This is a genomic window from Streptomyces sp. NPDC046203, from assembly GCF_040646255.1.
Taxonomy (GTDB): domain Bacteria; phylum Actinomycetota; class Actinomycetes; order Streptomycetales; family Streptomycetaceae; genus Streptomyces.
On record NZ_JBEYZX010000032.1, the window covers coordinates 1 to 26,899 of the forward strand.

20 protein-coding genes and 1 tRNA gene are annotated in these 26,899 nt (G+C 72.1%); 4 read left to right on the forward strand and 17 right to left on the reverse strand.

The window, feature by feature from the left end; translation table 11 throughout:
* Window positions 1–224 precede the first annotated feature (224 nt).
* A complete protein-coding gene (locus ABZ990_RS21620; RefSeq protein ID WP_361233826.1) occupies window positions 225–902 on the forward strand; it encodes a DUF998 domain-containing protein in 678 nt (225 codons plus the stop codon).
* A gap of 217 nt (window positions 903–1,119) precedes the next feature.
* On the opposite strand, the gene ABZ990_RS21625 is transcribed toward ABZ990_RS21620, so the two are convergent.
* From ABZ990_RS21625 to ABZ990_RS21645, 5 genes are all read right to left on the reverse strand, one after another.
* Window positions 1,120–1,761, reverse strand: coding sequence for a helix-turn-helix domain-containing protein (locus tag ABZ990_RS21625; protein ID WP_361233829.1), 642 nt, complete (start codon window positions 1,759–1,761; stop codon window positions 1,120–1,122).
* A 579-nt stretch (window positions 1,762–2,340) separates the two neighbouring features.
* The gene (locus ABZ990_RS21630; RefSeq protein WP_361233831.1) at window positions 2,341–4,128 is read right to left on the reverse strand and encodes a DEAD/DEAH box helicase; all 1,788 of its coding nucleotides are present in this window, start codon (window positions 4,126–4,128) and stop codon (window positions 2,341–2,343) included.
* A 108-nt stretch (window positions 4,129–4,236) separates the two neighbouring features.
* Window positions 4,237–4,677, reverse strand: coding sequence for a type II toxin-antitoxin system death-on-curing family toxin (locus ABZ990_RS21635; protein WP_361233980.1), 441 nt, complete (start codon window positions 4,675–4,677; stop codon window positions 4,237–4,239).
* 23 nt (window positions 4,678–4,700) lie between these two features.
* Window positions 4,701–4,910, reverse strand: a complete 210-nt coding sequence (locus ABZ990_RS21640; RefSeq protein ID WP_361233834.1) for a hypothetical protein — start codon at window positions 4,908–4,910, stop codon at window positions 4,701–4,703.
* Window positions 4,911–5,072: 162 nt separating this feature from the next.
* Window positions 5,073–6,554 carry an MFS transporter gene (locus ABZ990_RS21645; RefSeq protein ID WP_361233837.1) on the reverse strand — a complete coding sequence of 494 codons (1,482 nt, stop codon included), beginning with the start codon at window positions 6,552–6,554 and terminating at the stop codon, window positions 5,073–5,075.
* A gap of 203 nt (window positions 6,555–6,757) precedes the next feature.
* On the opposite strand from ABZ990_RS21645, the gene ABZ990_RS21650 reads away from it, so the two are divergent.
* Together ABZ990_RS21650 and ABZ990_RS21655 are read left to right on the forward strand one after the other, a co-directional pair.
* A tRNA-Cys gene (locus ABZ990_RS21650) sits at window positions 6,758–6,832 on the forward strand.
* A gap of 110 nt (window positions 6,833–6,942) precedes the next feature.
* Window positions 6,943–7,326, forward strand: a complete 384-nt coding sequence (locus ABZ990_RS21655) for a phage holin family protein (protein ID WP_361233840.1) — start codon at window positions 6,943–6,945, stop codon at window positions 7,324–7,326.
* Window positions 7,327–7,347: 21 nt separating this feature from the next.
* On the opposite strand, the gene ABZ990_RS21660 is transcribed toward ABZ990_RS21655, so the two are convergent.
* The 9 genes from ABZ990_RS21660 to ABZ990_RS21700 form a co-directional block, all read right to left on the reverse strand.
* Window positions 7,348–8,037 (reverse strand): hypothetical protein, encoded by a 690-nt coding sequence (locus ABZ990_RS21660; protein ID WP_361233843.1) that lies wholly within the window; start codon window positions 8,035–8,037, stop codon window positions 7,348–7,350.
* Entirely contained in the window at window positions 8,034–10,379 is a 2,346-nt protein-coding gene (locus tag ABZ990_RS21665; protein ID WP_361233846.1) for a hypothetical protein, read from the reverse strand. The genes ABZ990_RS21660 and ABZ990_RS21665 overlap by 4 nt, the downstream gene beginning before the upstream one ends.
* An 11-nt stretch (window positions 10,380–10,390) precedes the next feature.
* Window positions 10,391–10,813, reverse strand: coding sequence for a hypothetical protein (locus ABZ990_RS21670; RefSeq protein WP_361233849.1), 423 nt, complete (start codon window positions 10,811–10,813; stop codon window positions 10,391–10,393).
* Between the two features lie 378 nt (window positions 10,814–11,191).
* Window positions 11,192–13,477 carry a molybdopterin cofactor-binding domain-containing protein gene (locus ABZ990_RS21675; RefSeq protein WP_361233852.1) on the reverse strand — a complete coding sequence of 762 codons (2,286 nt, stop codon included), beginning with the start codon at window positions 13,475–13,477 and terminating at the stop codon, window positions 11,192–11,194.
* Window positions 13,474–15,006, reverse strand: a complete 1,533-nt coding sequence (locus ABZ990_RS21680; RefSeq protein ID WP_361233855.1) for a 2Fe-2S iron-sulfur cluster-binding protein — start codon at window positions 15,004–15,006, stop codon at window positions 13,474–13,476. Before ABZ990_RS21680 ends, ABZ990_RS21675 begins: the two co-directional genes overlap by 4 nt.
* The gene (locus tag ABZ990_RS21685; protein ID WP_361233858.1) at window positions 15,003–15,890 is read right to left on the reverse strand and encodes an FAD binding domain-containing protein; all 888 of its coding nucleotides are present in this window, start codon (window positions 15,888–15,890) and stop codon (window positions 15,003–15,005) included. The genes ABZ990_RS21680 and ABZ990_RS21685 overlap by 4 nt, the downstream gene beginning before the upstream one ends.
* A gap of 242 nt (window positions 15,891–16,132) precedes the next feature.
* Complete coding sequence (locus ABZ990_RS21690; protein WP_361233982.1) at window positions 16,133–17,977, reverse strand: beta-N-acetylhexosaminidase; 1,845 nt, start codon at window positions 17,975–17,977, stop codon at window positions 16,133–16,135.
* Between the two features lie 253 nt (window positions 17,978–18,230).
* Window positions 18,231–18,518 (reverse strand): DUF3039 domain-containing protein, encoded by a 288-nt coding sequence (locus tag ABZ990_RS21695; RefSeq protein WP_361233861.1) that lies wholly within the window; start codon window positions 18,516–18,518, stop codon window positions 18,231–18,233.
* Between the two features lie 234 nt (window positions 18,519–18,752).
* Window positions 18,753–19,313 carry a YqgE/AlgH family protein gene (locus tag ABZ990_RS21700; RefSeq protein WP_361233985.1) on the reverse strand — a complete coding sequence of 187 codons (561 nt, stop codon included), beginning with the start codon at window positions 19,311–19,313 and terminating at the stop codon, window positions 18,753–18,755.
* 495 nt (window positions 19,314–19,808) lie between these two features.
* Between ABZ990_RS21700 and murA the strand changes: the two genes are divergently transcribed.
* Entirely contained in the window at window positions 19,809–21,149 is a 1,341-nt protein-coding gene (gene murA, locus ABZ990_RS21705; protein ID WP_361233864.1) for a UDP-N-acetylglucosamine 1-carboxyvinyltransferase, read from the forward strand.
* Window positions 21,150–21,437: 288 nt separating this feature from the next.
* Here murA and ABZ990_RS21710 read toward each other — a convergent pair whose 3' ends face one another.
* The 3 genes from ABZ990_RS21710 to ABZ990_RS21720 all read right to left on the reverse strand — a co-directional run bounded on the left by ABZ990_RS21710 (window position 21,438) and on the right by ABZ990_RS21720 (window position 26,726).
* Complete coding sequence (locus ABZ990_RS21710; protein WP_003968811.1) at window positions 21,438–21,719, reverse strand: HU family DNA-binding protein; 282 nt, start codon at window positions 21,717–21,719, stop codon at window positions 21,438–21,440.
* A 681-nt stretch (window positions 21,720–22,400) separates the two neighbouring features.
* Window positions 22,401–23,816, reverse strand: coding sequence for an NAD-dependent malic enzyme (locus ABZ990_RS21715; RefSeq protein WP_361233868.1), 1,416 nt, complete (start codon window positions 23,814–23,816; stop codon window positions 22,401–22,403).
* A gap of 549 nt (window positions 23,817–24,365) precedes the next feature.
* Window positions 24,366–26,726, reverse strand: a complete 2,361-nt coding sequence (locus ABZ990_RS21720; RefSeq protein WP_361233871.1) for a UvrD-helicase domain-containing protein — start codon at window positions 26,724–26,726, stop codon at window positions 24,366–24,368.
* Between the last annotated feature and the right edge of the window lie 173 nt (window positions 26,727–26,899).

Here is a 26,899-nt window from a genome sequence, read left to right on the forward strand (position 1 = left end):
GACAACCAGGGCCGCCGCCAGACCTCCTTCGCGGGCGCCCCCGCGCCCGCGCCCGCGCCCGCGCCCGCGCCCGCGCCCGCCGCTCTGACCAGCGCGCCCGACCCGCCCTCGGGCGAGGCCAACTCCACTCGCCTCAGGGGGGTTTACCTCAGTGCCGCGCACCGGGCCGACATGATCGACTGTGCGCTCGGGATACGACCGAGGGATACGACCGAGGGGGTCGGATGAGAGTCCGGATCGGGTACGTGGCGTGGATCGTGGGCGTGGTGCAGTTCTTCGTCGTCCACGCGATCGTCGAGTCGGCGTGGGCCACGCCGTACAGCTGGGCGCGCAACAACATCAGCGACCTGGGGAACGCGCTGTGCGCCATACAGCAGCAGCCCGAGCCCCGGTACATCTGCTCACCCGAACACGCCCTGATGAACGGGTCGTTCATCGCGTTGGGTGTACTTTTCCTGGCCGGTGGCGTCCTGATGGGCGGGGCGCTGTGGTGTCGGGGGCCGCTCGCCGCCGTGTCCCGGGTGCTGCTAGCCGGAGCGGGCGTGGGGTTCGCGCTGGCCGGGCTGTTTCCCGCCGACGTCCATGAGAACCAGCACGTCCTGGGCGCCCTCTTGATCATGGTGTTGGGCAACACCGGTCTGGTGCTGGCGGGTTACGCCCTGGAGAGGAGCGCTCCGGCGGCGCTGCGGTGGGGTGGTACGGCGCTGGGTGTCGTGGCGATCGCGGGGTTCGGGCTGTTCCTGTCCCGCCACTACCTGGGCCTCGGCCTCGGCGGCATGGAACGGGTCGCCGCGCTGCCCCTGCTGGTCTGGACGGTGGCGATCGGCGTCCACGGCCTCACCCGCCGCGCGACGGATCCACACGCTACGGATCCGCGCGGGACGGTAACGGCAGGGCGATGACGGCAGGACGGTGACGGCAGGGTGGCTTCGGCAGAGTCGTGACGGCAAGCCAAGGGCAGCGGGGGGCGACGGCCGCGAGGCCCGGGCCCTGGCCGCCGCCCGCACATAGGGCCTTCGCCACTCAGGGCATCCGGGGGCGCACGCCGGAAGGCAGGCCCCGCCCCCGGAACCGCCACCTTCCCGCCAACCCGCCGCCCCGAAGCGGCCGTTCCGCCGTCTAGCGCAGAGCTTCGGCGACCTCGCGGGCCGCGTCCACGACTCTCGGGCCGACCCGTTCCGGCACCGCGTCCGTGAGCATGACGACGCCGACGCTGCCCTCGATGCCGGTCACGCCGAGCAGCGGGGCGGCGGCGCCGCTCGCGCCCGCCTCCAGTTCGCCGTGGGTGAGGGTGAAGCCGGACTCGGCGAGTTCGCCCTGCCGGGCGGAGAGGATCGCGCGGCCGGCCGCGCCCCGGTCCAGCGGGTGGCGGAAGCCCGCCCGGTAGGCCACGTGGTAGTCGGTCCACGTCGGCTCGACGACGGCGACGGCGAGCGCCTCCGCCCCGTCGACCAGGGTCAGATGGGCCGTCGCCCCGATGTCCTCGGCGAGCGAGCGCAGCGCGGGCAGCGCGGCCTCGCGCACCAGGGGGTGCACCTGCCGCCCGAGGCGCAGGACCCCGAGGCCGACCCGGGCGCGGCCGCCGAGGTCGCGGCGGACGAGGGCGTGCTGTTCGAGCGTGGCCAGCAGACGGTAGACGACGGTGCGGTTGACGCCGAGTCGGTTGGACAACTCGGTGACGGTCAGGCCGTGGTCGGTGTCGGCGAGCAGTTTGAGGACTCGAAGTCCCCGGTCGAGCGTCTGGGAGGTCTCCGCGGTCACGACGCCCTCTCCTTCGGAGTGAGTGACAGCGGGCGGCGCTCACGGGGACGCGGCACCGGTCCCATCGGCGACGCACGTCAGCGGCCGCCGGCAGGACGGGTGTACACCGGCTGCGCTCCGTGGCGGCGTTGCCACGGGGCGGTTGCTTGAGCCGGGAGAGTAGCGATCCGCTCCGCTCAGCGGAAGACCTCGTCCAGAATCCGGGCGTGTGCGACCTGATACGCGCGGTTCGGGACCTAAGTCGCCTGAACAAGGGACTTTGGCGGACAACGGCGCCCGGTTTGACCTCGTAACGTAGGGCTTGTGCGAGGCCGACCGTGGGGGCCGTGCCTTGCCATGGGTGAGGCCCGTACGCCATCGGCGTACGGGCCTCACTCGCTGTTCGTGGAGGAGGTCGCCACGAGGTCTCCACCCCGGGGCTCACCCCACAGGCCACCCGGCGGATCACCCCGGGATCTCCCCGCGGCTCACCCCGAGGACTCCCCGCGGATCACCCCGAGGACTCCCCGCGGATCACCCCGGGGACTCCCCCACACAGGCACAGGTCACCCCGCGGCTCGCCCAGGGATCACCCTGGGCTCACCGCATCCGGGTGGCCCACTCCTGCACCTTCTTGATCCGTTCCCGGATCTGCCCTGCGGTCGCCTCCGCGCTCGGCGGTCCGCCGCACACCCGGCGCAGCTCGGTATGGATCACCCCGTGCGGCTTGCCGCTCTGGTGCACATACGCGCCGACCATGGTGTTGAGCTGCTTGCGCAGTTCGAGCAACTCCTTGTGGGAGACGATGGGCCGCCGTTCCGCCGGGAGTTCGATCAGGTCGGCCTCGCTGTCCGGCTTCTTGCGGCTGTGCGCGATCTGCCGGGCCTGCCGCTTCTGGAGCAGCAGCTGCACCTGGTCGGGTTCGAGCAGCCCGGGGATGCCGAGGTAGTCCCGCTCCTCCTCGCTGCCGGGGTGGGCCTGCATGCCGAACTCGGCGGCGTTGTAGAGCACCCGGTCGAAGACGGCGTCGGACTCCAGCGCCTCGAAGGGCAGCATGTCCTGCTCGCCGGTGTCCTCGTCCTGCTGCCGCTCGGCCTCGGCCATCTCCTTCTCGGACTCGGCGTACGGGTCCTCCTCGCCCTCCTTCTTCGGCCGGTCGAGGACGTGGTCGCGTTCGACCTCCATCTCGGTGGCGAAGCCGAGCAGGCTGGGGATGGTGGGCAGGAACACGGACGCGGTCTCGCCGCGCCGGCGGGAACGCACGAAGCGGCCGACGGCCTGGGCGAAGAACAGCGGGGTCGAGATCGTCGTCGCGTACACGCCGACCGCGAGCCGGGGTACGTCGACGCCTTCCGACACCATCCGGACCGCGACCATCCAGCGGTCGGTGTTCTCGCTGAACTCGTCGATGCGGTTCGAGGCACCGGTGTCGTCGGAGAGCACGACGGTGGCCTTGGTGCCGGTGATCTCGCGGATCAGCTTGGCGTAGGCCCGCGCGGAGTCCTGGTCGGAGGCGATGACCAGGCCGCCGGCGTCCGGGATCGACTTCCTGACCTCGGTCAGCCGCTGGTCGGCGGCGCGCAGCACGTTGGGCATCCAGTCGCCGCGCGGGTCGAGGGCGGTACGCCAGGCCTGCGAGACAGCGTCCTTGGTCAGCGGCTCGCCGAGGCGGGCCTCGATCTCGTCGCCGGCCTTGGTGCGCCAGCGCATGTTGCCGCTGTAGGAGAGGAAGATGACCGGCCGGACGACTCCGTCGCCCAGGGCGTTGCCGTATCCGTACGTGTAGTCCGCGGACGAACGCCGGATGCCGTCGTTGCCCTCCTCGTAGGTCACGAAGGGGATCGGGTTGGTGTCGGAGCGGAAGGGCGTGCCGGTGAGGGCGAGCCGCCGGGAGGCGGGTTCGAACGCTTCCAGGCAGGCCTCGCCCCACGACTTGGAGTCGCCGGCGTGGTGGATCTCGTCGAGGATGACGAGGGTCTTGCGCTGCTCGCAGCGGTTGCGGTGGAGCATGGGGCGCACACCGACACCGGCGTAGGTGATGGCGACCCCGTCGTATTCCTTGCTGAGCGGCCCGGCGCTGTAGTCCGGGTCGAGCTTGATGCCGACGCGCGCCGCCGCGGCCGCCCACTGCTTCTTCAGGTGCTCGGTGGGGGCGACGACCGTGATCTGCTGCACCACATGGTGGTGCAGCAGCCACGACGCGAGGGTCAGGGCGAAGGTGGTCTTGCCGGCGCCGGGCGTGGCGACCGCGAGGAAGTCACGGGGCTGCTCCTGGATGTACTTCTCCATCGCGCCCTGCTGCCAGGCACGCAGCTTGTTGGCGGTGCCCCAGGGGGCTCGTCCGGGGAAGGCGGGAGAGAGGTGATGGGAGGCGGTGGTAGTAGTCACGATCTCCGGTTCGACGCTCGTCCAGATATGACAACCGGGCCACCTTACCGGTGCCGCCACCCCGATCCGGAACGCGCGAGCCGGTGCCGAGGGCTCTTGAGAGAGTCCTCACACGGCCGGGCAAAGGCCTTGCAATCGCCCCGCTATGTCCTCTATATCCGCCACTTTTCCGCTCGCTACGCCCACGACCAGGTCATATGCCGCATCGAGGTCCGCGTGCCGGAGATCGATCCCGTTGACGGCGAGGAAGGTGGCCGCCGCGAGCCAGGCGGCGCGCTTGTTCCCGTCGACGAAGGGGTGGTTCGAGGCGAGGGCGTGCAGCAGGACGGCGGCCTGCTCGTACGGGCCGGTGTACGCGCTCTCGCCGAACATGCGGGCGCGCGGCCGGTGCACCGCGGACTCCAGCAGCCCGGGCGCGCGCAGCTCCGGGTCGCCCTCGCCGGTGAAGGCAATCCGGGCGATGTCCCGGACTTCGGCGACGGTGAGGAACCGGGTCGTGTCCGGTGTCACGCTCCGGGTCCGGGTCGTGTCCGGCGCCGTGTTCCGCATCGTGTCTGGCGTCTCCATCGTGCTCATTCCCCGAGCCTCCGCAGCAGGCTCTGGTGGCGCTGCGCGAGCCCCGTCGCCGCGACACGCGTGCGCGTGGCCTCGTCGGCCACGTAGCGCCGTACGGCCTCGGCGGCCAGCTCTTCGACGCCGACGCCGCGGGCGTCGGCGAGATCGGCGAGGGCGGGGGTGACGGTCAGCGTCACGGTGTCAGGGTTCACCCGGTCACGGTTCACCCGCCGATCGTAGGCGGGGGTACGGGGTGGGAGCGACGGGGTTTCCGGGCCGGGCGCGGTAGCCGGCCCGGGCTCCCGCCGCAGGTCAGGACCGGGCCAGGACCGGGTCGGGGCCCGGCCGAGGCCCGGCCGAGGCCCGCCCTGGACCCGCCCTGGACCCGCTCAGTCCTTCGCCGGTACGGCCCGCAGCCGGGTCGCGACCCACACGCCGGCCGCCGCCACGGCGGCCATGGGCAGGAAGACGGCCACGAAGGCTCCCGGGTGCGACGAGGGCTCCACCGACGCCATGGCGACGTTCCCCGCCGCTCCGCCGCCGAGCGCCACGAAGGCCGCGCCGCCCGCCACCAGGAGCAGGACGTTGGACAGGCCGTCGGAGATCTGGAGGGCGGCGGAGTTCGTGCCCGCCTCCTCCGGCGGGGACAGCTTCAGCAGCAGCACACTGGTGGAGGAGATCGCGATGCCCATGCCGAAGCAGCCGAAGGCCCAGGCGACCGCCACCACCCAGGCCGGCACACCGTCGATGAGCACGCTCGGCGCCGCCAGGATGCCCAGCGCGATCAGCACCATGCCGCCGACGACCATCGGCTCCCGGTACGGCTCGGTGCGCGGCCGGGACTGCACCCACGAGCCGAGGGCCCAGGTCACACCGCCGAGCGCGAGGGAGAGTCCGGCGAGCGTGGGGCTGAGGCCCCGCTCGGTGACCAGCATCAGCGGGATGAAGGACTCGGCCGCGATGAACGAACCGGCGGCGATGCCGCGCAGCAGGATCACGGACGGCAGCCCGCGCGCGGCCCGGGCGGTGCCGCGCGGCAGCAGCCCTCGGATGGCGGGGACGAGCAGCGCCACACCGGCGGCGGCCGGCAGCAGCGACAGCCAGCGCAGTTCCTGGCCCGCGTACTGCAAGAGCCCCGCGCCGAGCGAGATCGCGAACGCGAGGCGGATCCGTCCCCGGTCCCAGCCGGGGACGGGTGCCGTCGGGTCGGCGGGCCCGGACGCGGTCCGGCGTATCGCGGGCAGTGCGAGGGCCAGCGGGAAGACGACGAGGGCGGGGATGCCGATGAACACCCAGCGCCAGCCGAGCTGCTCGGTGATCGTGCCGGAGGCCAGCGGGCCGACGACGGATGGCACGACCCAGCCGGCCGCGAACGCCGCGATCATCGCGGGCCGCAGATGCTCCTCGTACGCCCTGCTGATCACCACGTACAGCGCGACGATCACCAGCCCGCCGCCGAGGCCCTGCACCGCCCGTCCGAGGATGAACAGCCACATCGTCGCGGCCGTGCCGGACATCAGCAGTCCGGCCGCGAAGCAGCTCATGCCGACCGCGAGCGGGGCGAGGGGGCCGGAGCGGTCGGACCACTGGCCGGCGAGGACCATGCCGAAGAGGCTGGTCGTGAAGTACGCGGAGAAGGCGAAGGCGTAGAGGGAGACGCCGTCCAGCTCCTGGGCGGCGACGGGCATCGCGGTGCCGACGGCGGTCGCCTCGAAGGCGATCAGCAGGACGACGGACACGATGCCGATGCTGAGCGCCCGATGAGCCCGGTCCAGCACGGAGCCGCCGCCTTCCGGGAGGGGCGGCAGGGCGGCGGGGGCGGGTGCGACGTCGGCGTCCGCGCCGGCGTCGCGTGGTTCAAGGGCGCTCATACGCCCAAGAGTAAGGGGCGTACGGCGCGATGGCCCCTGTCGGGAGTCGGATCCTCGTCACCCCGATGGTCGTACGACCTCCGGCCCGCGCGACCTGGCCTTATGGCGGGCGCATGGCGGGCGCATGACGGCCCTGTGGCAGCCCGCCCGGATCCGTTGAACGCCCCTCGCCGGGCCCGTAGCGTCGTTCCCGTCACCACCGCGACCGTGTACCCGAGTGGTTCAGGGACTCGCCTGCAAAGCGAGCAACGTCGGTTCGAATCCGATCACGGTCTCCACGCGCCCGGACTCCTGGGCAGGCTCCCTCGAAAGCGGGGAATCCGGGAGTCCGGAACGCCCTCGCCTCCGGCTCTTCCCACCCGCCTCGCCGCCATGCCACAGTCCGGGCATGAGCGATCAAGGAAGACGCAAGCTGGGCAGTGCCCTCGGCGTCGGCATCGCCGTCGGGGTCCTGCCCGGCATCACCCTGGGCGCGGAGACCTTCGACGCGTTCCTCTCCTACGGCTACGCCGTCGTCGTCCTCGTCATCCTCACCCAGCTGATCTTCATCGGCCCCTCCCGCCGCGTCCCGCCGCTCGCGCTCCTGCTCTTCGGCGCCCTCGGCTTCGTCGAGGACGCGCTGATCTGGTGGCTGCTGTCCTGGCTGGGCCCGAAGATCTCCGACCTCCACGTCGAGGGCCTCGGCACAATCCTCCTCGCGGCCCTGATCACCCGCGCGGCGACGCTGCTGGCCTCCCAGCTGACCCGGGGCGGGGAAACCGCCGAGGGCTGAGGGGGGCATGCGGGCGGCCCGTCAGAACGTATCCGAGGACGGGGGCTTGGGAAGCGAGAGCCTGTCGGGGATCCGAGGGGAGTCCTTGCATCCCAGGAGTTTCTGAGTATCCCGCGCCAAAGCGACCACCACCCGGCCCGGCAGGCCCGGCTCTTCCTCGCTGACCCTGTTGCCCATGAACTGAATCTCCAGGGGCATGCCCGCGCGCTGCCCCGGCGCGGAGCCGGCCACGCGGCAAGGGAAGACGATCAAATAACTGTTGCGCACAAAAGGTGTCGAATAAATATCATCCGCGATCTCGCGCATGCCGGATCTCCCTTGAGTCACCATTTCCATGGTGGAGTAAGACCATTTCACTTCGGCGACGACACTCGGGGACGCCTTATCGCTCTTGTACCAGGTCAATCGGCAGCGCTCATAAGGGCCACGAATCTTAATTTTAAATGATTCTGAGTCCCAGCGGCGCGCATCTTCGAGCATGGCATCGCGCAAGCTGGAGGAAGGCGCCGCCGACGCCCTCGCATCATCGCCCAAGCCTCGCTTCAGCGCCTCCACATCTTTGGCACCGAGAGCATCTCGGCACACCTTCATCGATTTCTGCGACGCACTCTCTCCGCCTTGCTTGCCGGGCGCACTTTCACACGCCACAGCCAGAAGGACCGCGGATATCACTGCGGCCGCCTTGATCGCCCTCGAAAGAGTCGACTTCACCGGACCTTCCCTTCGGTGTCAGCGATGTCGGCGACCCCGGCCTTGTAAGAGGACTCCAGATCTCTGATGAGATCCGACTTCTGCGGGGCGCTCAGGTCGAGCGAATCGGCGTAATTCACGAGTGGCCGGACGGCACCCGCCTGCCCTGCCGCGCGGAGGATCCCAATGCCTTTCCGAGCCTCCTCGTCATTCGCGTATTCGTTGTCCTTGAGATATTGAAGTGTGTCCGTGGCGTACGAAGTGTTGACCGCCCCACCCACGTTCTCCACGATCATCGGGACCACTGTGGCCGTGACGACTCCGGCGGCCGGACCCACCAGCGCCCCGGTCCCCAAGCCGACCGCCGCACCGACCAAGCCGCCCACGGCGGCCTTTCGCCATTCGGCGGTCTTCTCCATCTCCAGGTTCCTGGCATCCTCGATGTCCGTGAACTCGGCCCCGATCGCCGTCGCCCGCGACTCGTCGAGGATCCCGTGGACCTTGGCGCCATTGTTCGCGAACTCAATGGCCTTGTCGCTGTCGTCCGCCATCGCGTGGATACCGCTGGCCGTGAACAGCTGCTGGGCCGTCGTCATCGCCCGGTACCCCTCACTGTCGCCCGCGACGACCCTCATGAAGTTGACACTCGCCCCCTGCCCGAAGTCGGTCCGCGCACTCCCGTCACTGCTGTGGGGGAAGAATTCGTCCCGCCCGATGAAGTCCGCCGAGTTACCGAAATTCATCGTGGAGTAGTTGAGGTCGTCGATGTACGCCGCCCCCATGCGGCCCAGGCTGTCGGTCAGCGCCTCATGGCGTTTCATCAGGTCGCCGCCGGAGCCGTAGTCCTCGACCACTTCCTTCATGATCTTCGCGGTGTCGGCGTCGCGGTGCAGGCCCGCACTCGCGTCGTCCCACGCGTGCCCCGTCGTGGCCGCCTCCAGCGCGTGGCCCAGGGCGTCGGGCAGGTAGGTCGCCGAATCGCCGCCGGGGGCCCGCCCCGGGGTGTCGGGGAAGGACTCGTAGTGGTCGTCCTGGAAGAAGTCCAGGTAACTGGTGAAGGACTTGTCCGGGTCGTCCGGGTAGAGGTCCACCGGGGACGTGGACGGGGTGACGGCGGTGTGGTTCACCGAGCCGTCCTCGTTGTAGGCCGTCGGCGGGTCCGCCAGGAAGAACTGCTTCGCCGCCTCCGGGCTGTGGCCGAGCGCTTCCAGGACCGAGACCATCGGGTCGAAGCCGGAGCCGTTGACCCCGGACGGGTTGTACGGGTTCTTCATCCCGTCGTTCAGCGTGTTGTTGCCGAACATGTACGGGTCCTTGGCGTGCAGCTGCGTGACGTGCTCGGCGATCGGCTTGAGAAACGCGGGGCTGTAGTCGCCGTTGCGCAGAATGCCGCCGAGCAGCTGGTACCCGTACGGCGGGTGGTAGTCGTTCTTGCCGAGCGGGATGGGCTCGGTGCCGAGCTTCCGCAGATCCCTGGACCAGCGTTCGGCCCACTGGTCGCCGCCCTGGGTGGCCTGGGCCAGGTTGAGGCCGAGGTTCTTCTGCAGGTCCTGCACATCGGCGACCCGCTGTTTGTCCGGACCGCCGTCGGGGCCCGTGGTGTCCACCGACAGCTGCCCGAAGAACTCCAGCGCCCGCTTCGGGCCCAGCCCGTCGTAGAACGCCCGCGCGAACACCTTGGAACCGCTGTTGTCCGCCAGCAGTTCGTTGAGGCGCTCCAGCTCCTCGTGCGAGAGCCCCTTGCCCTTCTTGGCGAGAGCGAGGGCGCGGTCGGCCTCTTCGGCGTCGAGGCTGGTGTACTTCGGGGCGCTGAAGTTGTGCGGGTCGGTGGTGACGTCCGCCTTCAGCGCGTTGGAGCAGGCGACGTCGGCCTCGTCGCAGGTGTCGAGGATGGCGTCGATGCGCCGCCGTAAGGCGCCGATGGCCTGCTCCTCTTTGCGGACCAGGTCTTGGTGGTCCGGGTCGTTCCGCGCCCCCGGGCCGGCCGTCTCCGCGACCGGGTGGGCCGCTTCCACGGTTCCGTTGAAGCGCACGACCAGCCCCTGGGCCGGGGCCTCGCTGTCGGTGATCTTCTTCAGCTCGTCCTGGGCCTTCTTGAATGCCTCGTACCCCTCGTGAAGGACCTTGTGGATGCCGTCGGCGGACTTGGCCGCGTCGCCGAATTCCTTGGCGGTCTTGTCGATGAAGGGCTTGGCGACCCCGGCATTCGTGCCCTGCCAGTCCTCGTCCTTGGCCTTCGCGGCCATCGTGGTGCGCGCGTCCTCGGCGAGACGGTCCAGCCTGGACTTCATCTCCGCCCAGTCCTCGACCGCCGCCTTGAGTGTGGCGAGCGATGCCCGCATGACACTGTCGTACGTCAGCATGACCGTTCCCCCTACTTCAGGTACTCGTCGATCTTCGACCGGCTGATCGAGGTACGGATGTCCCGGTCGTCCTGGGCATGCAGGGCCGCGCTGTAGTCGAGATGGTTGGAGATGTGGGCGCACGCGTCGACCAGCGTGCGCAGCTGGGAACTCCAGGTCCGCTGCACGGTGTTCATCGCGATGCCCGTGAGGAAGCCGTTGTCCGTCAGATCGCCGCCCGCCTCCTCGGTGGTGGCGCTCGCGTGCCTGCCGTCCCGGGCGAGACGGCCGTGCAGTTCGTAGGCGGCGTGCCCGATGGCGCCGAGGTGGTCCTGCCGGACCTTCAGATCCGCGTCACTGGCGCCACCTCGGGACGGGTCCGTCTGGTTCAGGCGCATCGCGATGCGCTCTCGCGCCGCTTCGCGGGCGGACGCCCATTCCTCGTCGAAAGACATGCCGCTTCTCCCCCGTCCGGCGAATCGTCGCCGTCCGCCGGCGCCCTTCCCCCCGGGCGACCGCGCGCACCGCCCACGCTAATGCAAAGAAATGGCAAGCCAGTTGTCGCCGGAGCGGCTCATGGGCGGCCTGGCCGAATCCAGGGCCCTCGCGAGCGCGGAGGCTTCTGATTTCGCACGGCCGTTCCCCGCTGCGAGCAGGGAGCCCGGCCGGTCGTCCGCCGCACGCGAAACGTCGGCTTCCCTCAAAGCCTGACCGAATCACGCTCTCGACTTTTGCAACTGAAACAAGCCAGAGCACGGAACACGACGGAAAACGCTCCGCCCCGGGCCTTCGGCAGGCCCAGGGCGGAGCGCGTAATTCAGGACTTCAGGGCGTCAAGAGGTGACCACCGCCGCCTGCGGGCGGATCGGGAGGCGGTTGACCGGGCGGCCCGTGGCCGCGCGGACCGCCGAGGCGACCGCGGCCGGCGAGGTGACGACCGGGACCGCGCTCGCGGGCTTGGCGCCGAAGGGGGCGACGACGTCGCGTTCCTCGACCAGCTTGACGATACGGATCTCGGGGGCGTCCAGGGCGGTCGGCAGGGCGTAGCCCGTCAGGTCGGGGTGCCGGACGATGCCCCGGGAGGTGCGGAGGTTCTCGGTGAGGGCCGCGCCGACGCCCTGCGTGACGCCCGCCTCGATCCGGGTGGCCAGCTGGGCCGGGTTGAGGACCCGGCCCACGTCCTGGGCGACGGCCATCTCCACGACCCGTACGGTGCCCAGTTCCACGTCCACGTCCACGACGGCGCGGATGGCGCAGAACGCGAGACCGACGAAGGCGTCGCCCTGGCCCGAGTCGTCCAGCGGCTCGGTGGGGTGCGGGCGGCACTGGGCGGTGGCCCAGAGTTCCTTGCCCTCCAGCGTCTCGGCGACGGTGGTGGACAGCACCCCGTCGTACGAGGTGATGCGGCCGTCGTTGATCTGGAGGAGTTCGGTGGACATGCCGAACGTGTGGGCCAGCGGCTGGAGCAGTTGCGTACGGACCATCTTCGCCGCGCGTTCGACCGCGCCGCCCGAGACCCAGGTGTGCCGACCGTGCGTGGCCGGTCCGGCCGGGGGCTGATCGGTGTCGACCGCGGCCACGTGGACCTCCTCGACCCCCAGCGTCTCCTGGACGATCTGGCGGGCCAGGGTCGCGAAGCCGGAGCCCGCGTCGACGGCGGCGCAGATGACGGTGGCGATGCCGTCGTGGACCCGGACGGTGGCCGTGGAGACCTCGTCGGTGCCCTCGGCGCCGAGCATGTGCACCATGCCGAGGGCGTAGCCGACACCCCGCCGCACCGCGCCGGGATCCCCCGCGCCGTCCGGGCCGCCGGGCAGCAGCCAGTCCTCCTCTGGGGCGTCCATGGGGAGTTCGGGCAGCGGGAAGTCCCGTACGGCGGCGAGGAGTTCGGCGACCGGGGCCGGGCAGGTGACGGTCTGGCCGATGGGCAGGATGTCGCCGGTGGCCAGGACGTTGCGCATGCGCAGTTCGACCGGGTCGAGGCCGAGCTTGCCGGCCAGCTTGTCCATCTGCGCCTCGTACGCGGCGCACACCTGCATCGCGCCCTCGCCCCGCACATGGCCGGACGGCGGGTTGTTGGTGCGGACCGCCCAGCCCTCGACGAAGGCGTGCGGGACGACGTACGGACCGCAGGCGAAGGAGACGGCGGCGGCCAGCGACTCCGACGAGGAGTCGGCGTAGGCGCCGGCGTCGAGCAGGATCTGCGCCTCCACCTTCACAAGGCGCCCCTCGGCGTCGGCGTGGTGGCGGTAGCGCAGCAGGGTGGGGTGGCGGTGGGCGTGGCCGAGGAAGGACTCCTCGCGGGTGGCGGTGAGCTTGACCGGGCAGCCGGTGCGCAGCGCGAGCAGCCCGAGCGGAAGCTGGAAGCCGGGGTCGTCGCGGTCGCCGGTGGCGCCGGGGACACCGGTCACGACCACCTTGACCTGCTCGGGCGGCAGCCCGAAGCAGGCGGCGGCGAGATCACGGTCGGTGTGCGGGTCGGTCGAGGAGGTGTAGATCTCGACGCCGCCGCCGGGGCGCGGGACGGCGAGCGCGGCCTCCGCGCCGACCGTGCCGGTGTCCTGACGGCCGATCCGGTACAGCCCCTCGACGACGATCTCGCCGACGGCCTCCTGGTCGCCGAAGCGGAGCGGGATGTGCCGGATCAGATTGCCGTCGGGGTGCAGCGGCTGCGCGGCGAACGCGGCCTCCGGGTCGGTGACCGGTTCGAGCACCTCGTACTGGACCGCGATGGCCGCCGCCGCGAGCCGGGCCGTGTCGGGGTGGTCGGCGGCGACGGCGGCGATCGCCTCGCCGTGGTGGCGGACCAGGTCGGAGGCGAAGACGGGACGGTCGGCGACCCGGCGGCCGTAGGTGGTGGCGCCGGGCACGTCGGCGTGGGTGATCACGGCCCGTACGCCCGGCATCTCGGCCGCCGCCGAGGTGTCGATCGACACGATCCGCGCGTGCGGGTGCGGGGAGCGCAGGATCGCCGCCCACAGCAGGCCCTCGGCCCACAGGTCGGAGGCGTACGGGAAGGTGCCCTCGGTCTTGGCCCGCGCGTCGGCCTGCGGGAGCGAGACGCCGATCCCGTGGACGCGCGCCCCCTCGGGGTCCGTGGTCGTCGGGTCGCTGCTCACGCCGTGCCTCCGTCGTACGGGTGCGGGATCTGGTGCGGGATCCGGGCGGCCTCGTCACCGGTGGCGCCGCCGGCGCCGGCCTGCGGGTCGGGGTCGGCCGCGCGGGCCTCGACGACCTCGCGGACGGCTTCGAGGACGCCCCGGTAGCCGGAGCAGCGGCACAGGTTGCCGCTCAGCGCCTGCCGGGTCTCCAGCTCGGTCGGGGCGTGATTGCCTTCGAGCAGGTCGTGGACGGTCATCGCCATGCCGGGGATGCAGAAACCGCACTGCACACCGCACGAGGCGAGGGCCCGCTGGACGTCGGACGGCTCGCCGCCCGCGGCCAGGCCCTCGACGGTCCGCACCTCGCTGCCGGCCGCCGTCGCCGCCGGGACCAGGCAGGACGCGACGAGCCGGCCGTCGACCTGCACGTTGCAGGCGCCGCACTCGCCCTGCGAGCAGCCGTCCTTGGCACCGGCGAGGCCGAGCCGCTCGCGCAGCACGTAGAGCAGCGACTCGCCGATCCAGGCGTCGGTGACGGGGCGGTCGGCGCCGTTGACGCGCAGCACGTAGGAGGTGTGCGGGTGTTCGTCGTTGCCCATCGGGGGGGCGGCGGGCACGGCGAGTTCGTCCACGGCGAACTCGTCCATGACGGGCTCGGCCAAGGCGGGCTCGACCACGGCGGCCGGTTCCGCGAGTACGAGGGGTTGCGCGGGTACGGCGGGTTCCACGGGCGCGGCGGGCGTGTCCGTTACGGGCGGCCGGGCCTGCTCCGGTACGAACGCCACGCCGGGCGCCGGGGCCGCGACGGCCTCGGCCTCGGCCTCGGGCTCGTGCTCAGGTACGGGCTCCGCCGCCGGCTCCGGGACGAATTCCGCCACGGGCGCCACGGGCTCCGGGACCGGCACCTGCTCGGACATCGGTCCCGGCTCGGGCTCGGGCTCCGGCATCAGCTCCGGCTCCGGCCCCGGACCGGGGGCGTGCACCGGCTCGGGCGCGAACTCGGGGGCGTACTCGGGCACGTACTCCGGCGCGTACTCCCCGACGTGTTCCTGAACGTGCTGTTCCTGAACGTGCTGTTCCTGCGCGTACTCCTGTACGTGCTCCGCCCAGGGCGCGAGAGCGCCCCCCGGCAGTGTGTCCGACGCCCCCGCGTACGTGACCGGCCCCGGCCCGGCCGCCGGCGGGTGCTGCTGCTGGTGCTGCTGCTGCGCCCAGGACTCGTGGAACTCGTACGGCGTCTGCTCCGCCACCACCGGCGGCTGGACCTCCCAGCTGCCGGCCGCCACAGGCCCCGTCGCCGGATCCGCCGCCGGGTCCCCCGTCGTGAACGGGGTCAGCGGCGTCGTCGGCGTGTGGGGGGCGAGAGGGGTGAGCGGGGTGATCATCGGCGGCACGTACCCGTGGCCGGGCGCCTCCAGGGGCGTGCCCTCCAGCATGAACTCGGGCGGCAGCTGGACGAACGCCGTGGCGTCGCCGTCGTACCCCTCGCTCTGCGGGACCGGTTCCCATCCGCTCGTACGGTTGTCGTCCTTGTGTGCGTCGCTCACGACAGCGCCCTCCCCAGTGCCCGTCGGGCCAGCGCGGCGACCGTGCGCCGCAGGTGCAGTACGGTCGGCGGCACCTTCTCGTCGCCTTGCGGGTCCGGCACGCAGGCGGCGCCCACGTACTCGCCGAACGCCGTCAGCGCCTCCGGCGCGAGACCCCGCTCGCCGTCCCAGTCCACCAGCGAGGCGATCCACTGCTCGGCCTCCAGCGGCCGCAGCGGCATCGGCGCGATCGCGCCGACCGCGCAGCGCACCCCGCGGCGCGCCGGGTCGAGCACGACGGCGACGGAGGCGGTGGCGCGGGCCGGACCGGTGCGGCCGGTGGCCTTGAGGAAGACCTGCGGGGCGTGCAGCAGCGGGACCCGGACGAACGCGACCAGCTCACCGGGGGCCAGCAGGTCCCGGCCGGCCAGCAGATGACTGACCGGCATCTCACGGGTGCCGAGCGGGCCGACGACGACCAGCTCGGCCTCCAGGGCGGCGAGCACGGGCAGCGAGTCGCCGGTGGGCGCGGCGGAGACGATGTTGCCGCCGAGGGTGCCCGCGTTGCGGATCTGCGGCGGGCCGGCGGCGCGCGCGGCGGCGGCCAGCGCCGGGATCAGCGCCGCGAAGTCGGGGCGTCCCATGCGGGCGTGGGTGAGGCCGGCGCCGAGCAGGGCGTGGCCGTCCTGGTACTGCCAGCCGCGGATCTCGTTGATCCGGCCCAGGCCGACGAGCCCCGCGGGGCGCAGCCGGCCGTGATTGACGGCGGCCATGAGGTCGGTGCCGCCGGCCACGGGCACGGCGGCCGGCATGGCGGTGAGCGCCCCCACGGCCTCGTCGAGCGACACGGGCAACGTCACGGACCGCGCCGTGTGTGGTGCCGTCTGTGGTGCGTGCGTGGTCAACCCGCTGCCCCTTCCCGGTGTCCCGGAGTTCCCCGACCGTCCCGGCGCTCACGCCTGTGTGGGCGTACGGTACGTCCTCCCAGCCTGGACGTTGCAACTCTGGCACATCTTCCGAACCGTACGTCGCGAGGGTCCGTGAAGCGGAGGTTCCGCGTGCGGCGGCCCCAAGCCCCGTTTCACCGTGGCACGGCGGCGCGGGGCGGGGCACGGCGGGGCGCGGTGGGTCGCCGGGCGGGCGGGTCTCACACGTTCGGGGGCGTTCCCTCCAGAGGGCGACCCGGCACGCCCGGGCGACGCTGCCAGGGGCGGGGCCCGCCGGGCGGGCGGTACTCCACGCCGAGCGCGTCGAGGCGCCGGTAGTGGGCGGTCATCCGGCGTTCGAATCCGGCCAGGTCGCGGGCGTCGGGGGCGGGCAGCCGGGACCAGGCGACCTCGGCGAAGGCGGCGAGCCGGGGCTGGGTCTGGTAGTCGACGCGGGCCCGGTTCTCCATCACCTCGGTCCACACATTGGCCTGGGTGCCGAGGACATGGGCGGCGGCGGCCTCGGAGAGGCCCGGCGGGACCGGGTCGAACCGGTAGACGTCGGCCAGGGTGCGCACGTAGCCGATGGGCATCGGCTCGTCCTCGCCCGGGCCTTGACGGTAGTCCAGGTACACCTGCTGCTCGGGGCACATGACGACGTCGTGGCCCGCCTCGGCGGCGGCGATCCCGCCCGCGTAGCCGCGCCAGGAGGAGACGGTCGCGCCGGGGGTGAGACCGAGCCCGGTCGTCCCGCCCGCCGTATCCACGAGGACCGCCCCGCCGGCCGCCGGTCCGCCCTCCAGGATCTCGTCCCAGCCGACGAGCCGGCGGCCGCGCGCGGCGAGCCAGCGGTCGAAGTGGCGGACGAACCACGCCTGGAGCCCGTCCTCGTCGCCCACGCCCAGCTCCGCGATCCTGGCCTGGGCCGTCGCCGACGCCTTCCACTGGTCCTTGGGGCACTCGTCGCCGCCGATGTGGACGAAGGGCGAGGGGAAGAGCTCCAGGATCTCCTCGAAGACGTCCTCGTAGAACCGGAGCACGGCCTCGGTGGGGGCGAGCACGTTCGGGTTGACGCCCCAGGTGTCCCAGACGCCGAGGGCGGTGGTGTCGACGACGTCGGTGTTGCCGAGTTCGGGGTACGCGGCGATGGCGGCCTGCGAGTGGCCGGGGACGTCGATCTCGGGGACGACCGTGATGTGCCGGTCGGCGGCGTAGGCGACGATCTCGCGGAGGTCGTCGTGGGTGTAGTACCCGCCGTGCGGGGTCTCGTTCCACTGCGACGAGAGCCGGTGGCCCCACTTGCTGCGGGGCCGCCAGGAGCCGACCTCGGTGAGCCGGGGGTGGCGCCGGATCTCCACCCGCCAGCCCTGGTCGTCGGTGAGGTGGAGGTGGAGGACGTTCAGTTTGTGCGCGGCCATCAGGTCGACCTGACGCAGTACGTCGGTCTTCGGCATGAAATGGCGGGCGACGTCGAGCATGAGACCGCGCCAGCGGAAACGGGGGCTGTCGGTGACGGTGAGGCACGGGAGGTCCCAGGTGTGCCCGGCGGGCGCCACGGGTGCCGCGCGGTACGCCTCGGGACCGAGCAGCTGACGGAGCGTCTGGGCGGCCCAGAACACCCCGGCGGGGCCGCCGCCCTCGATGACGACGGCGGCGGCGGAGTCGGTGTCGGGCGCTCCGGCGGCCTCGGCACCGGCACCGGCACCGGCACCGGCAAGACCGGCGAGGGAACCGTCCGTGGGCAGGACGGACAGGACGTAGCCCTCCGGTCCGTGCTCCCGTTCCACGTCCGCGCTGATCCGCAGCCTGATGGCGTACGGCCCCGTGCCGTCGGGCAGCGGCAGACCGGTCGCGGCGCCGAGCGCGGACCGCAGCCAGCGGGCGGCGCGGTGGGTGCCGGGGCCCGCGTCGAGGGTGGTGCGCTCGTCGAGGGTGACGTGCCCCGGAGCGTCGCCCCGGAGCGTCGCCTCCCGGGGCGCCGGGATCAGGTCGAGGCCGGGGTACGCGGGGCGGTCGCCCACCAGGTCGGCCGAACCCACCGGGTCCACCGAGCCCACCGGGTCCATTCGGTCCATCGGGTCCACCAGATCCGCCCTTCACCGTGCCGCCGAGCCCGGCTATCGAGGTCACTACTGTTGCAGCATGCGCAACGGTCGTTCCACATGACACAACACGCGTGAGCGTAGGCGCGGGCCGGAACCGCCACAAGTACTCCCGCGCCCCCTACTGGTCGGCATATGACAAACGACCCCCGGCGGGTCCGCCCCATAAGGGGCGCCCGCCGGGGGCCGTACGGCCTTCCGGCCTGGCGTCGGAGGACTACTTCTTGTCCTTGCCGCCCTTGTCCTTGTCGCCGCCCGCGCCCATGGATTCGTAGATCTCCTTGCACATCGGGCAGACCGGGTACTTCTTCGGGTCGCGGCCCGGCACCCAGACCTTGCCGCACAGCGCCACCACGGGAGTGCCGTCGAGGGCGCTCGCCATGATCTTGTCCTTCTGGACGTAATGGGCGTAGCGCTCGTGGTCGCCGTCACCGTTGGACACCTGCGGCGTCGGCTCGACGAGGGTCCCCGTACCTGCCCCGCGCTCGGGCTCGAGAGTGCTCATGGCACCCAAGGGTACTGGGTGGGCAGCGCCCCCAGGCCCGCCCGCGTACGCCCCTCTTTCGGCCGCGCGCGACCCCGCGCTCACCCGCGTTCGCGCGCCGGTCCGCACCCCCGACGACACCCCCCGACCACACCCTCGTCACGCCCGCCGCCGCGCACCACCACGGACGCCACCACGGACGCCACGGACCGCCGCACGCGCCCGCCCCGAGGTCCGTACGACCCCGGAAGCGGCTCAGTTGAGGGAGGGGTCGTCCGGGTACGTGGCCACCATCGCCAGCTCCCCGCGCTGCCGGCGCAGCACCTGCCTCCACAGCGTCTCGGGGCGCGGGGCGGAGACGTCGCCGGGCTCGGACTCGACGACGTACCAGGCGCCGTCGCGCAGCTCGGTCTCCAGCTGCCCCGGCCCCCACCCCGCGTACCCGGCGAAGATCCGCAGGGCGCCGAGGGCCGGGCCGACGAGCTCGGGCGGGGCCTCCAGGTCGACCAGCCCGATCGCCCCGTGCACCCGGCGCCAGCCCAGCGGGCCCTCGTCACCGGGGATGACGGCGATCCCGAGGGCGGCGTCGAGCGAGACGGGCCCGCCCTGGAAGACGACGCCGGGCTCGCCCGCGAGAGCGGCCCAGGAGGCGAGGACGTCGCCGACGGTCACGGGGGTGGGCCGGTTGAGGACCACGCCGAGGGAACCCTCGTCGTCGTGATCGAGCAGCAGGACCACCGTGCGGTCGAAATTGGGGTCCGCGAGCGCGGGGGTGGCGACGAGCAGCCGGCCTGTGAGCGAGGACACCTCCGTCATGCGAGCCATGATCCCGCATCTTCGCCGGCGGCGTCCGGGTATCGCCGGGATCGCCGGAGCGCCGGGGGTCCCCCGGGATCACGGAGGATCGACGGACGTCGACGGGGACCGACCTGATCGAGACCGATCGACGCGGACGGACGCGGATCGGCATGGACCGACGCGGATCGGCGTGGACCGACGCGGACGGACATGGACCGACGCGGACGGACATGGACAGGCGGGCATCGACGGGCATCAGCGGACATCGACGGGGTTGCCCGGCCCCGTCCGGGGCAGACGTACGCCACCGCAGGTCAAGCCGTGCGCCGTCACGTCCCTCCTGAGGAGGAACCGGAAGAAGCGGACGGTGACACTCCGCAAGATCACGAGAGCGGAGGGTGTTGTGCCGAATTCATTACATTCGCGAGCCCCCCTCACCCACCCGGGTGGGGTCCCCGCGCCCCTTACTCTTTTGACTGGCCCATCCGACCTACGACCCGGAACGCGAGATTCATGACCGGCACTGACGATGTCCTGCTTGTCCACGGCGGCACCCCGCTGGAGGGCGAGATCCGCGTCCGCGGCGCGAAGAACCTCGTGCCCAAGGCGATGGTCGCCGCGCTGCTCGGCAGCGCGCCGAGCCGCCTGCGCAACGTGCCCGACATCCGTGACGTCCGCGTGGTCCGCGGACTGCTCCAGCTGCACGGTGTGACGGTCCGCCCCGGCGAGGAGCCGGGTGAGCTGATCATGGACCCGACGCACGTCGAGTCCGCCAACGTGGCCGACATCGACGCCCACGCCGGATCGTCCCGCATCCCCATCCTCTTCTGCGGCCCGCTGCTGCACCGCCTCGGCCACGCCTTCATACCCGGCCTCGGCGGCTGCGACATCGGCGGCCGGCCGATCGACTTCCACTTCGACGTGCTGCGCAAGTTCGGCGCCACGATCGAGAAGCGGGCCGACGGGCAGTACCTGGAGGCCCCGCAGCGGCTGCGCGGCACCAAGATCGCCCTCCCGTACCCCTCCGTGGGCGCGACCGAGCAGGTCCTGCTCACCGCCGTCCTCGCCGAGGGCGTCACCGAGCTGTCCAACGCGGCCGTGGAGCCGGAGATCGAGGACCTCATCTGCGTACTGCAGAAGATGGGCGCGATCATCGCCATGGACACCGACCGGACCATCCGGATCACCGGTGTCGACCAGCTCGGCGGCTACAACCACCACGCCCTCTCCGACCGCCTGGAGGCGGCGTCCTGGGCGTCGGCGGCGCTGGCGACCGAGGGCGACATCTACGTGCGCGGCGCGCAGCAGCGCTCGATGATGACCTTCCTCAACACGTACCGGAAGGTCGGCGGCGCCTTCGAGATCGACGACGAGGGCATCCGCTTCTGGCACCCGGGCGGTTCGCTGAACGCGATCGCGCTGGAGACGGACGTGCACCCCGGCTTCCAGACCGACTGGCAGCAGCCGCTGGTCGTGGCGCTGACGCAGGCGTCCGGTCTGTCGATCGTGCACGAGACGGTGTACGAGTCGCGGCTCGGCTTCACCTCCGCGCTCAACCAGATGGGCGCCCACATCCAGCTGTACCGCGAGTGCCTGGGCGGCTCCGCCTGCCGCTTCGGCCAGCGCAACTTCCTGCACTCGGCGGTCGTCAGCGGCCCGACCAAGCTGCAGGGCGCCGACCTGGTCATCCCCGACCTGCGCGGCGGCTTCTCGTACCTGATCGCCGCCCTGGCGGCGCAGGGCACCAGCCGGGTCCACGGCATCGACCTGATCAACCGCGGCTACGAGAACTTCATGGAGAAGCTCGTGGAACTGGGCGCCAAGGTCGAGCTGCCGGGCAGCGCGCTCGTCTGACCGGCTCGCCCGGACGGCCCCGTCCGACCGGGCGGAAACCGGCCCGGCGAGGGACCTTGCGAGGGGCCCCGCACGGGGACCGGCGAGGGCCCTGAACCGGCCCGGAACCGGCTGAAAACCGGCTTGGAATCGACACGGAAGCCCCTTCTCCGCCCTCACGGGCCCGGAGAAGGGGCTTCCGCTTGTTTCTGAGGCACGAAAAAGAGGGCGGCCACCCCCTGACAGGGTGGCCGCCCTCTTCGCCCGCCTGAGCCGCTTCCGCGGCCTTCGGCGTGCTGCCTCCAGGCCTTACTTGCCCTTGGCGGCTTCCTTGAGCTTCGAGCCCGCGGAGACCTTCACGCTGTAGCCGGCCGGGATGTTGATCGGGTCGCCGGTCTGCGGGTTGCGGGCGGTGCGAGCGGCACGGTGGGTGCGCTCGAAGGTCAGGAAGCCGGGGATGGTGACCTTCTCGTCGCCCTTGGCGACGATCTCGCCGACGGTCTCGGCGAGCGCGGCCAGAACGGCGTCGGCGTCCTTGCGGGTCACCTCGGCACGGTCGGCCAGGGCGGCCACCAGCTCACTGCGGTTCATTTCGTTACTCCCGTGTTTCTTCTTGCCTGTGAGGCGGGTTGCCTGTGAGGCGGGCCATGCGGCGCGAGGCCGCATGAGTGGGCACTGCGAAGCATGCTGCCAGGGCCCTCGGACACTCCCTGGACCCGGGTCCGGTCCCAGACCCGCGCGCCCAGACCGCATCCTGCCCCCACCAGCGGCGGGAACGCCAATCCGGCACCCCCTGGGGTCACACGAAAAGCGCCGGTTCCCACCCTGGTGACGTCGCGTCGCCCCCGTCCGGCGGACGCGCCGGTACGGAGCCGAACTACCACCCTAAAGGCGGGTTTGGGGTGCGCCGACCCGCGACACGCACCCCATGGGCCCCTCGGGTCCGGTCACGGTCCGTTGCGGGGCACCGCCGACCCCGTCCAGGGCCCTGGACGGGGTCGGGGGGCCGTCGGGGCCCGTCGGGGCCGGAGCGCGGCCGTGCGCGACGTGGCCGGGCGTACGTGGCGGGGCGTACGTGGCCGGCTGTACGTGGCCGGGAGGCCGGCCGGGCGCCACGGCGCGGTCCGGCAGCGGGCGGCCACCGGAGGGCGTACCGCCCGGGCGCCGTACGTACGCGGAGCCGCCCGGCTCCCGGGCGGGAAGCCGCTCGGCGCCCCCGGCCCGAAGCCGCCCAAGCCCCCTGTCGCCCCGTCAGGAGCCGCTCGGGCGCGGTCAGGCGCCCGCGGCCGCCGCCTTCGCCGCCTCGCGGACGGCACCGGCGACGGCGCCGGCGACCTTGTCGTTGAAGACCGAGGGGATGATGTAGTTCGGGTTCAGCTCGTCCCGGGTGACGACGTCGGCGAGCGCGGTGGCGGCCGCCAGCATCATCTCGGTGTTCACGGTCTTGGACTGGGCGTCCAGGAGGCCGCGGAAGACACCGGGGAAGACCAGCACGTTGTTGATCTGGTTGGGGAAGTCCGAACGGCCGGTGGCCACGACGGCCGCCGTACGGCGGGCCTCGGCCGGGTCGACCTCCGGGTCCGGATTCGCGAGCGCGAACACGATGGCGTCGTCCGCCATGGCGGCGATGTCGTCCCCGTCGAGGACGTTCGGGGCGGAGACGCCGATGAAGACGTCGGCGCCGGCGACGGCCTCCTTGAGGGTGCCGGTGACGCCCTCGGGGTTGGTGTTGTCGGCGATCCAGCGCAGCGGCGAGTCCGGGGCGGCGTCCACGAGGTCGGCGCGGTCCGCGTGCACGACACCGTGGATGTCGGCGACGACGGCCTGCTTGACGCCGGCCGCGATGAGCAGCTTGAGGATGGCCGTACCGGCGGCGCCGGCACCGGACATGACGACCCGTACGCCGCTGATGTCCTTGCCCACCACGCGCAGGGCGTTGGTCAGCGCGGCGAGCACGACGATGGCGGTGCCGTGCTGGTCGTCGTGGAAGACGGGGATGTCGAGGGCCTCGCGCAGCCGGGCCTCGATCTCGAAGCAACGGGGCGCGGAGATGTCCTCCAGGTTGATGCCCGCGAAGCCGGGGGCGATCGCCTTGACGATGGCGACGATCTCGTCGGTGTCCTGGGTGTCCAGGCAGAGCGGCCAGGCGTCGATGCCGGCGAAGCGCTTGAAGAGGGCCGCCTTGCCCTCCATGACGGGCAGCGCGGCCTTCGGGCCGATGTTGCCGAGGCCGAGGACGGCGGAACCGTCCGTCACGACTGCGACGGAGTTGCGCTTGATGGTGAGGCGGCGGGCGTCCTCGGGGTTCTGGGCGATGGCCATGCACACGCGGGCGACGCCCGGGGTGTAGATCATGGACAGGTCGTCACGGTTGCGGATGGGGTGCTTGGACGCCATCTCGATCTTGCCGCCGAGGTGCATCAGGAACGTACGGTCGGAGACCTTGCCCAGCACGACGCCCTCGATGCCGCGCAGCTGCTCGACGATCTCCTCGGCGTGGGCGGTCGAGGTCGCGGCGATGGTGACGTCGATACGCAGCTTCTCGTGGCCGGAGGCGGTCACGTCGAGGCCGGTGACGGAACCGCCGTGGGTCTCGACCGCCGTGGTGAGCTGAGAGACCGCGGTGCCGCTCGCGGGCACCTCCAGGCGGACCGTCATCGAATACGAGACGCTGGGCGCCGTTGCCATGACCGTGTTCCTCTGCTTTCCCTGTTAACACTGCTACGCCGCCCAGGCTGGTCGCCCGGCGGCATCCTTCGATCGTCGCACCTACCCGCCAGTAGCAGGTAACTGCGGTCATTTCGTTTCCGGAAAACTTCTTCCATCATTCGAGAGACCGGAAGGAAGCAGAAGAGGCCCCGGTCACCTGGAGGTGACCGGGGCCTCGACTGTCTATCGAGTTCAAGTGGCACCGACCCGCCATGCTCGCCTCGCGGCAAGTGGTCCCTCTAAGGGACGAAGGTTGGGCCCGGGGGCTTGGATCGAGCCGGTGCCACCGACAAGGCTAACAAACCACCCTGGTACGTGATTCCCGAAGTGCGTGTCGACGTTCGAACCGGCCCCGGACGGCCGCAGGGGCGGGGCCGCGCGGGGCTGTGGAGGGCGGGGGTGAGGGCGGGGCCGGGCCCGTACGACCGGCCATGACCGGGTACGACCCGGCCCCCGCCCGTACGCCCCGGCCCGTACGCCCCGGCCCTGCCACCCGCCCCGGTCCGACCCGGCCCCGCCCCGTACGCCTCAGTCCCGGAGCAGGTCCGGCACGCCGTCCTCGTCCGGCAGGTCGCGCTCGCCGGAGATCACCGTGAGCGCCTGCGTGGACCGGGTCAGGGCCACGTACAGCACCCGCAGTCCGGCCGGCGACTCGTCGGCGATCTCGGCGGGCGAGACGACCACCGTCGCGTCGTACTCCAGGCCCTTGGCCTCCAGGGAGCCGAGCGCGACGACCCGGTCGCCGAGTCCGTCGAGCCAGCCCGCCGCCTGCTTGCGGCGGTCCATGGCGACGACCACGCCGACCGTGCCGTCCACCTCGCCGAGCAGCCGTTCCGCCTCCGCCCGCACCGTCCTCGCCATCGCGGCCTGCTCCGGCAGGGCCACGAAGCGGGGCTCGACACCCGTGGAACGCACCGCGCGCGGCGATTCCTTGCCGGGCATCGCGAGGGCGAGGACCTTCGCGGCCAGTTCGGCGATCTCGGCCGGGTTGCGGTAGTTCACGGTCAGCTCGAAGCGGCGGCGCGGCCGGGTGCCGAGGGCCTCGTCGCGGGCGGCGGCGGCCTCGTCGGGGTCGGACCAGGAGGACTGGGCCGGGTCGCCGACGACCGTCCAGGTGGCGTGCCGGCCGCGGCGGCCGACCATGCGCCACTGCATGGGCGTGAGGTCCTGGGCCTCGTCGACGATGACGTGGGCGTACTCGACGCGCTCGGCGGCGAGCCGCTCGGCGCGCTCGCGCTGGGTCTCCTCGCGTACCGGCATCAGCTCCTCCAGGCCGGTGAGCTGGTCCAGCGGGTCGTACTCGCGCTTCTTGCGCGGCCGGGCCGGCGTGCCGAGCAGCGTGGCCAGCTCGTCGAGAAGGGCCACGTCGTGCACGGACAGACCGGGGCGGCGCAGCGAGCGGGCGAGCCGGCGCGTCTCGCCGGGGTTGAGGATCCGGCGGGCCCAGCGGCCGAGCCGCTTCTCGTCGGCCATGGCGTCGAGGACCCCGCGCGGGGTGAGCTCGGGCCACCAGGCGTCGAGGAAGGTGAGGAAGGCGTCCTCGGTCGACACGTCCTCGTCGAAGGAGGAACGCAGTTCGGCGGCGAGCTGCGGGTCGCTGTGCCGGCCGGCGGCACCGGACTTGGCGTACAGCGCGTCGAGCAGCAGCCGGCGGGCGCGCGGGCGCAGCAGGTTGACGGGCGCGGTGCCGCCGAGCACGTTGTGCCGGATCCGCTTGAGGTCGTCGGCCTCCAGCTCCAGACGGCGGTTGAAGGCGACGACCCGCAGCCGGGTCGGGGTGCCGGCCGGGGCGGCCTCGGGCCCGCCCTCCTCGGGGTCCCCGAGTTCCGGCTGTACGACGGCCTTGGGCGCGGGCGTCTCCAGGGCGCCGCGGGCGGCCTTGCGCAGCACGGCGAGCATCCGCGAGGAGCCCTTGACGCGGGCGACGGACGGTTCGTCGTACGCGTCCGCCTCGGCCCCGTCGACGAGCGAGCCGAGCGCCCGGATGGCGACCTGGCCCTCCTCGCCGAGCGAGGGCAGCACGCCCTCGGTGTACGAGACGAGCAGCGGGGTCGGCGAGACGATGAGGATGCCGCCGGAGTAACGGCGCCGGTCCTGGTAGAGCAGGTAGGCGGCGCGGTGCAGGGCGACGGCGGTCTTGCCGGTGCCGGGCCCGCCCTCGACGTACGTCACGGAGGCGGCGGGCGCCCGGATGACCAGGTCCTGCTCGGCCTGGATGGAGGAGACGATGTCCCGCATGGTGTGGCTGCGGGCCTGGCCGAGCGCGGCCATCAGCGCGCCGTCGCCGATGACGGGCAGGGTCTGCCCGTCGAGGGTCGCCGTCAGCTCGGGACGCATCAGGTCGTCCTCGACGCCGAGGACCTTGCGGCCCTTGGACCGGATGACCCGGCGGCGGACGACCCGGCCGGGGTCGACCGGGGTGGCCCGGTAGAACGGCGCGGCGGCCGGCGCGCGCCAGTCGATGACCAGCGGGGAGTAGTCGGCGTCGAGAACGCCGATCCGGCCGATGTGCAAGGTCTCGCCGACCTCGGCGGACGTACGGCCGCCGTCGTCGGTCCGGATGGCGTCCTCGGCGGGCTCGACGGAGGTGTACGCGCCGTCGGGGCCCTTCTCGCCGTCCTTGCCGTAGAGGAGGTCGATCCGGCCGAAGAGGAAGTCCTCGAACTCGTTGTTGAGCCGGTTGAGATGGATGCCGGCCCGGAACACTTGGGCGTCCCGTTCGGCGAGCGCGCCGGGGGTGCCGACGTGGCCCCGCTGGGCGGCGTCGTTCATCAGGAACTCCGCCTCGTGGATCTTCTCCTCCAGGCGGCGGTAGACCTGATCCAGATGTTCCTGTTCGACACCGATCTCACGGTCTCTGACCGTGTCGACGGCTTCCTGCGCGGCCACCGGGGCCCCCTTCTGACGTGCACTGGGCAGCCGTCGAGCGTACGCCACGCAGAGCCCCGTGTCAGTCCGCGTGCTTTTTTGTGGCTCGGTTCGCCTCTGGGCGAATGGTGTGGGGTGCCTGGTGCCCGTGCGGGGGCGGGCCCGGGGGGGGCGAGGCGGTGGGGGCGGGCCCG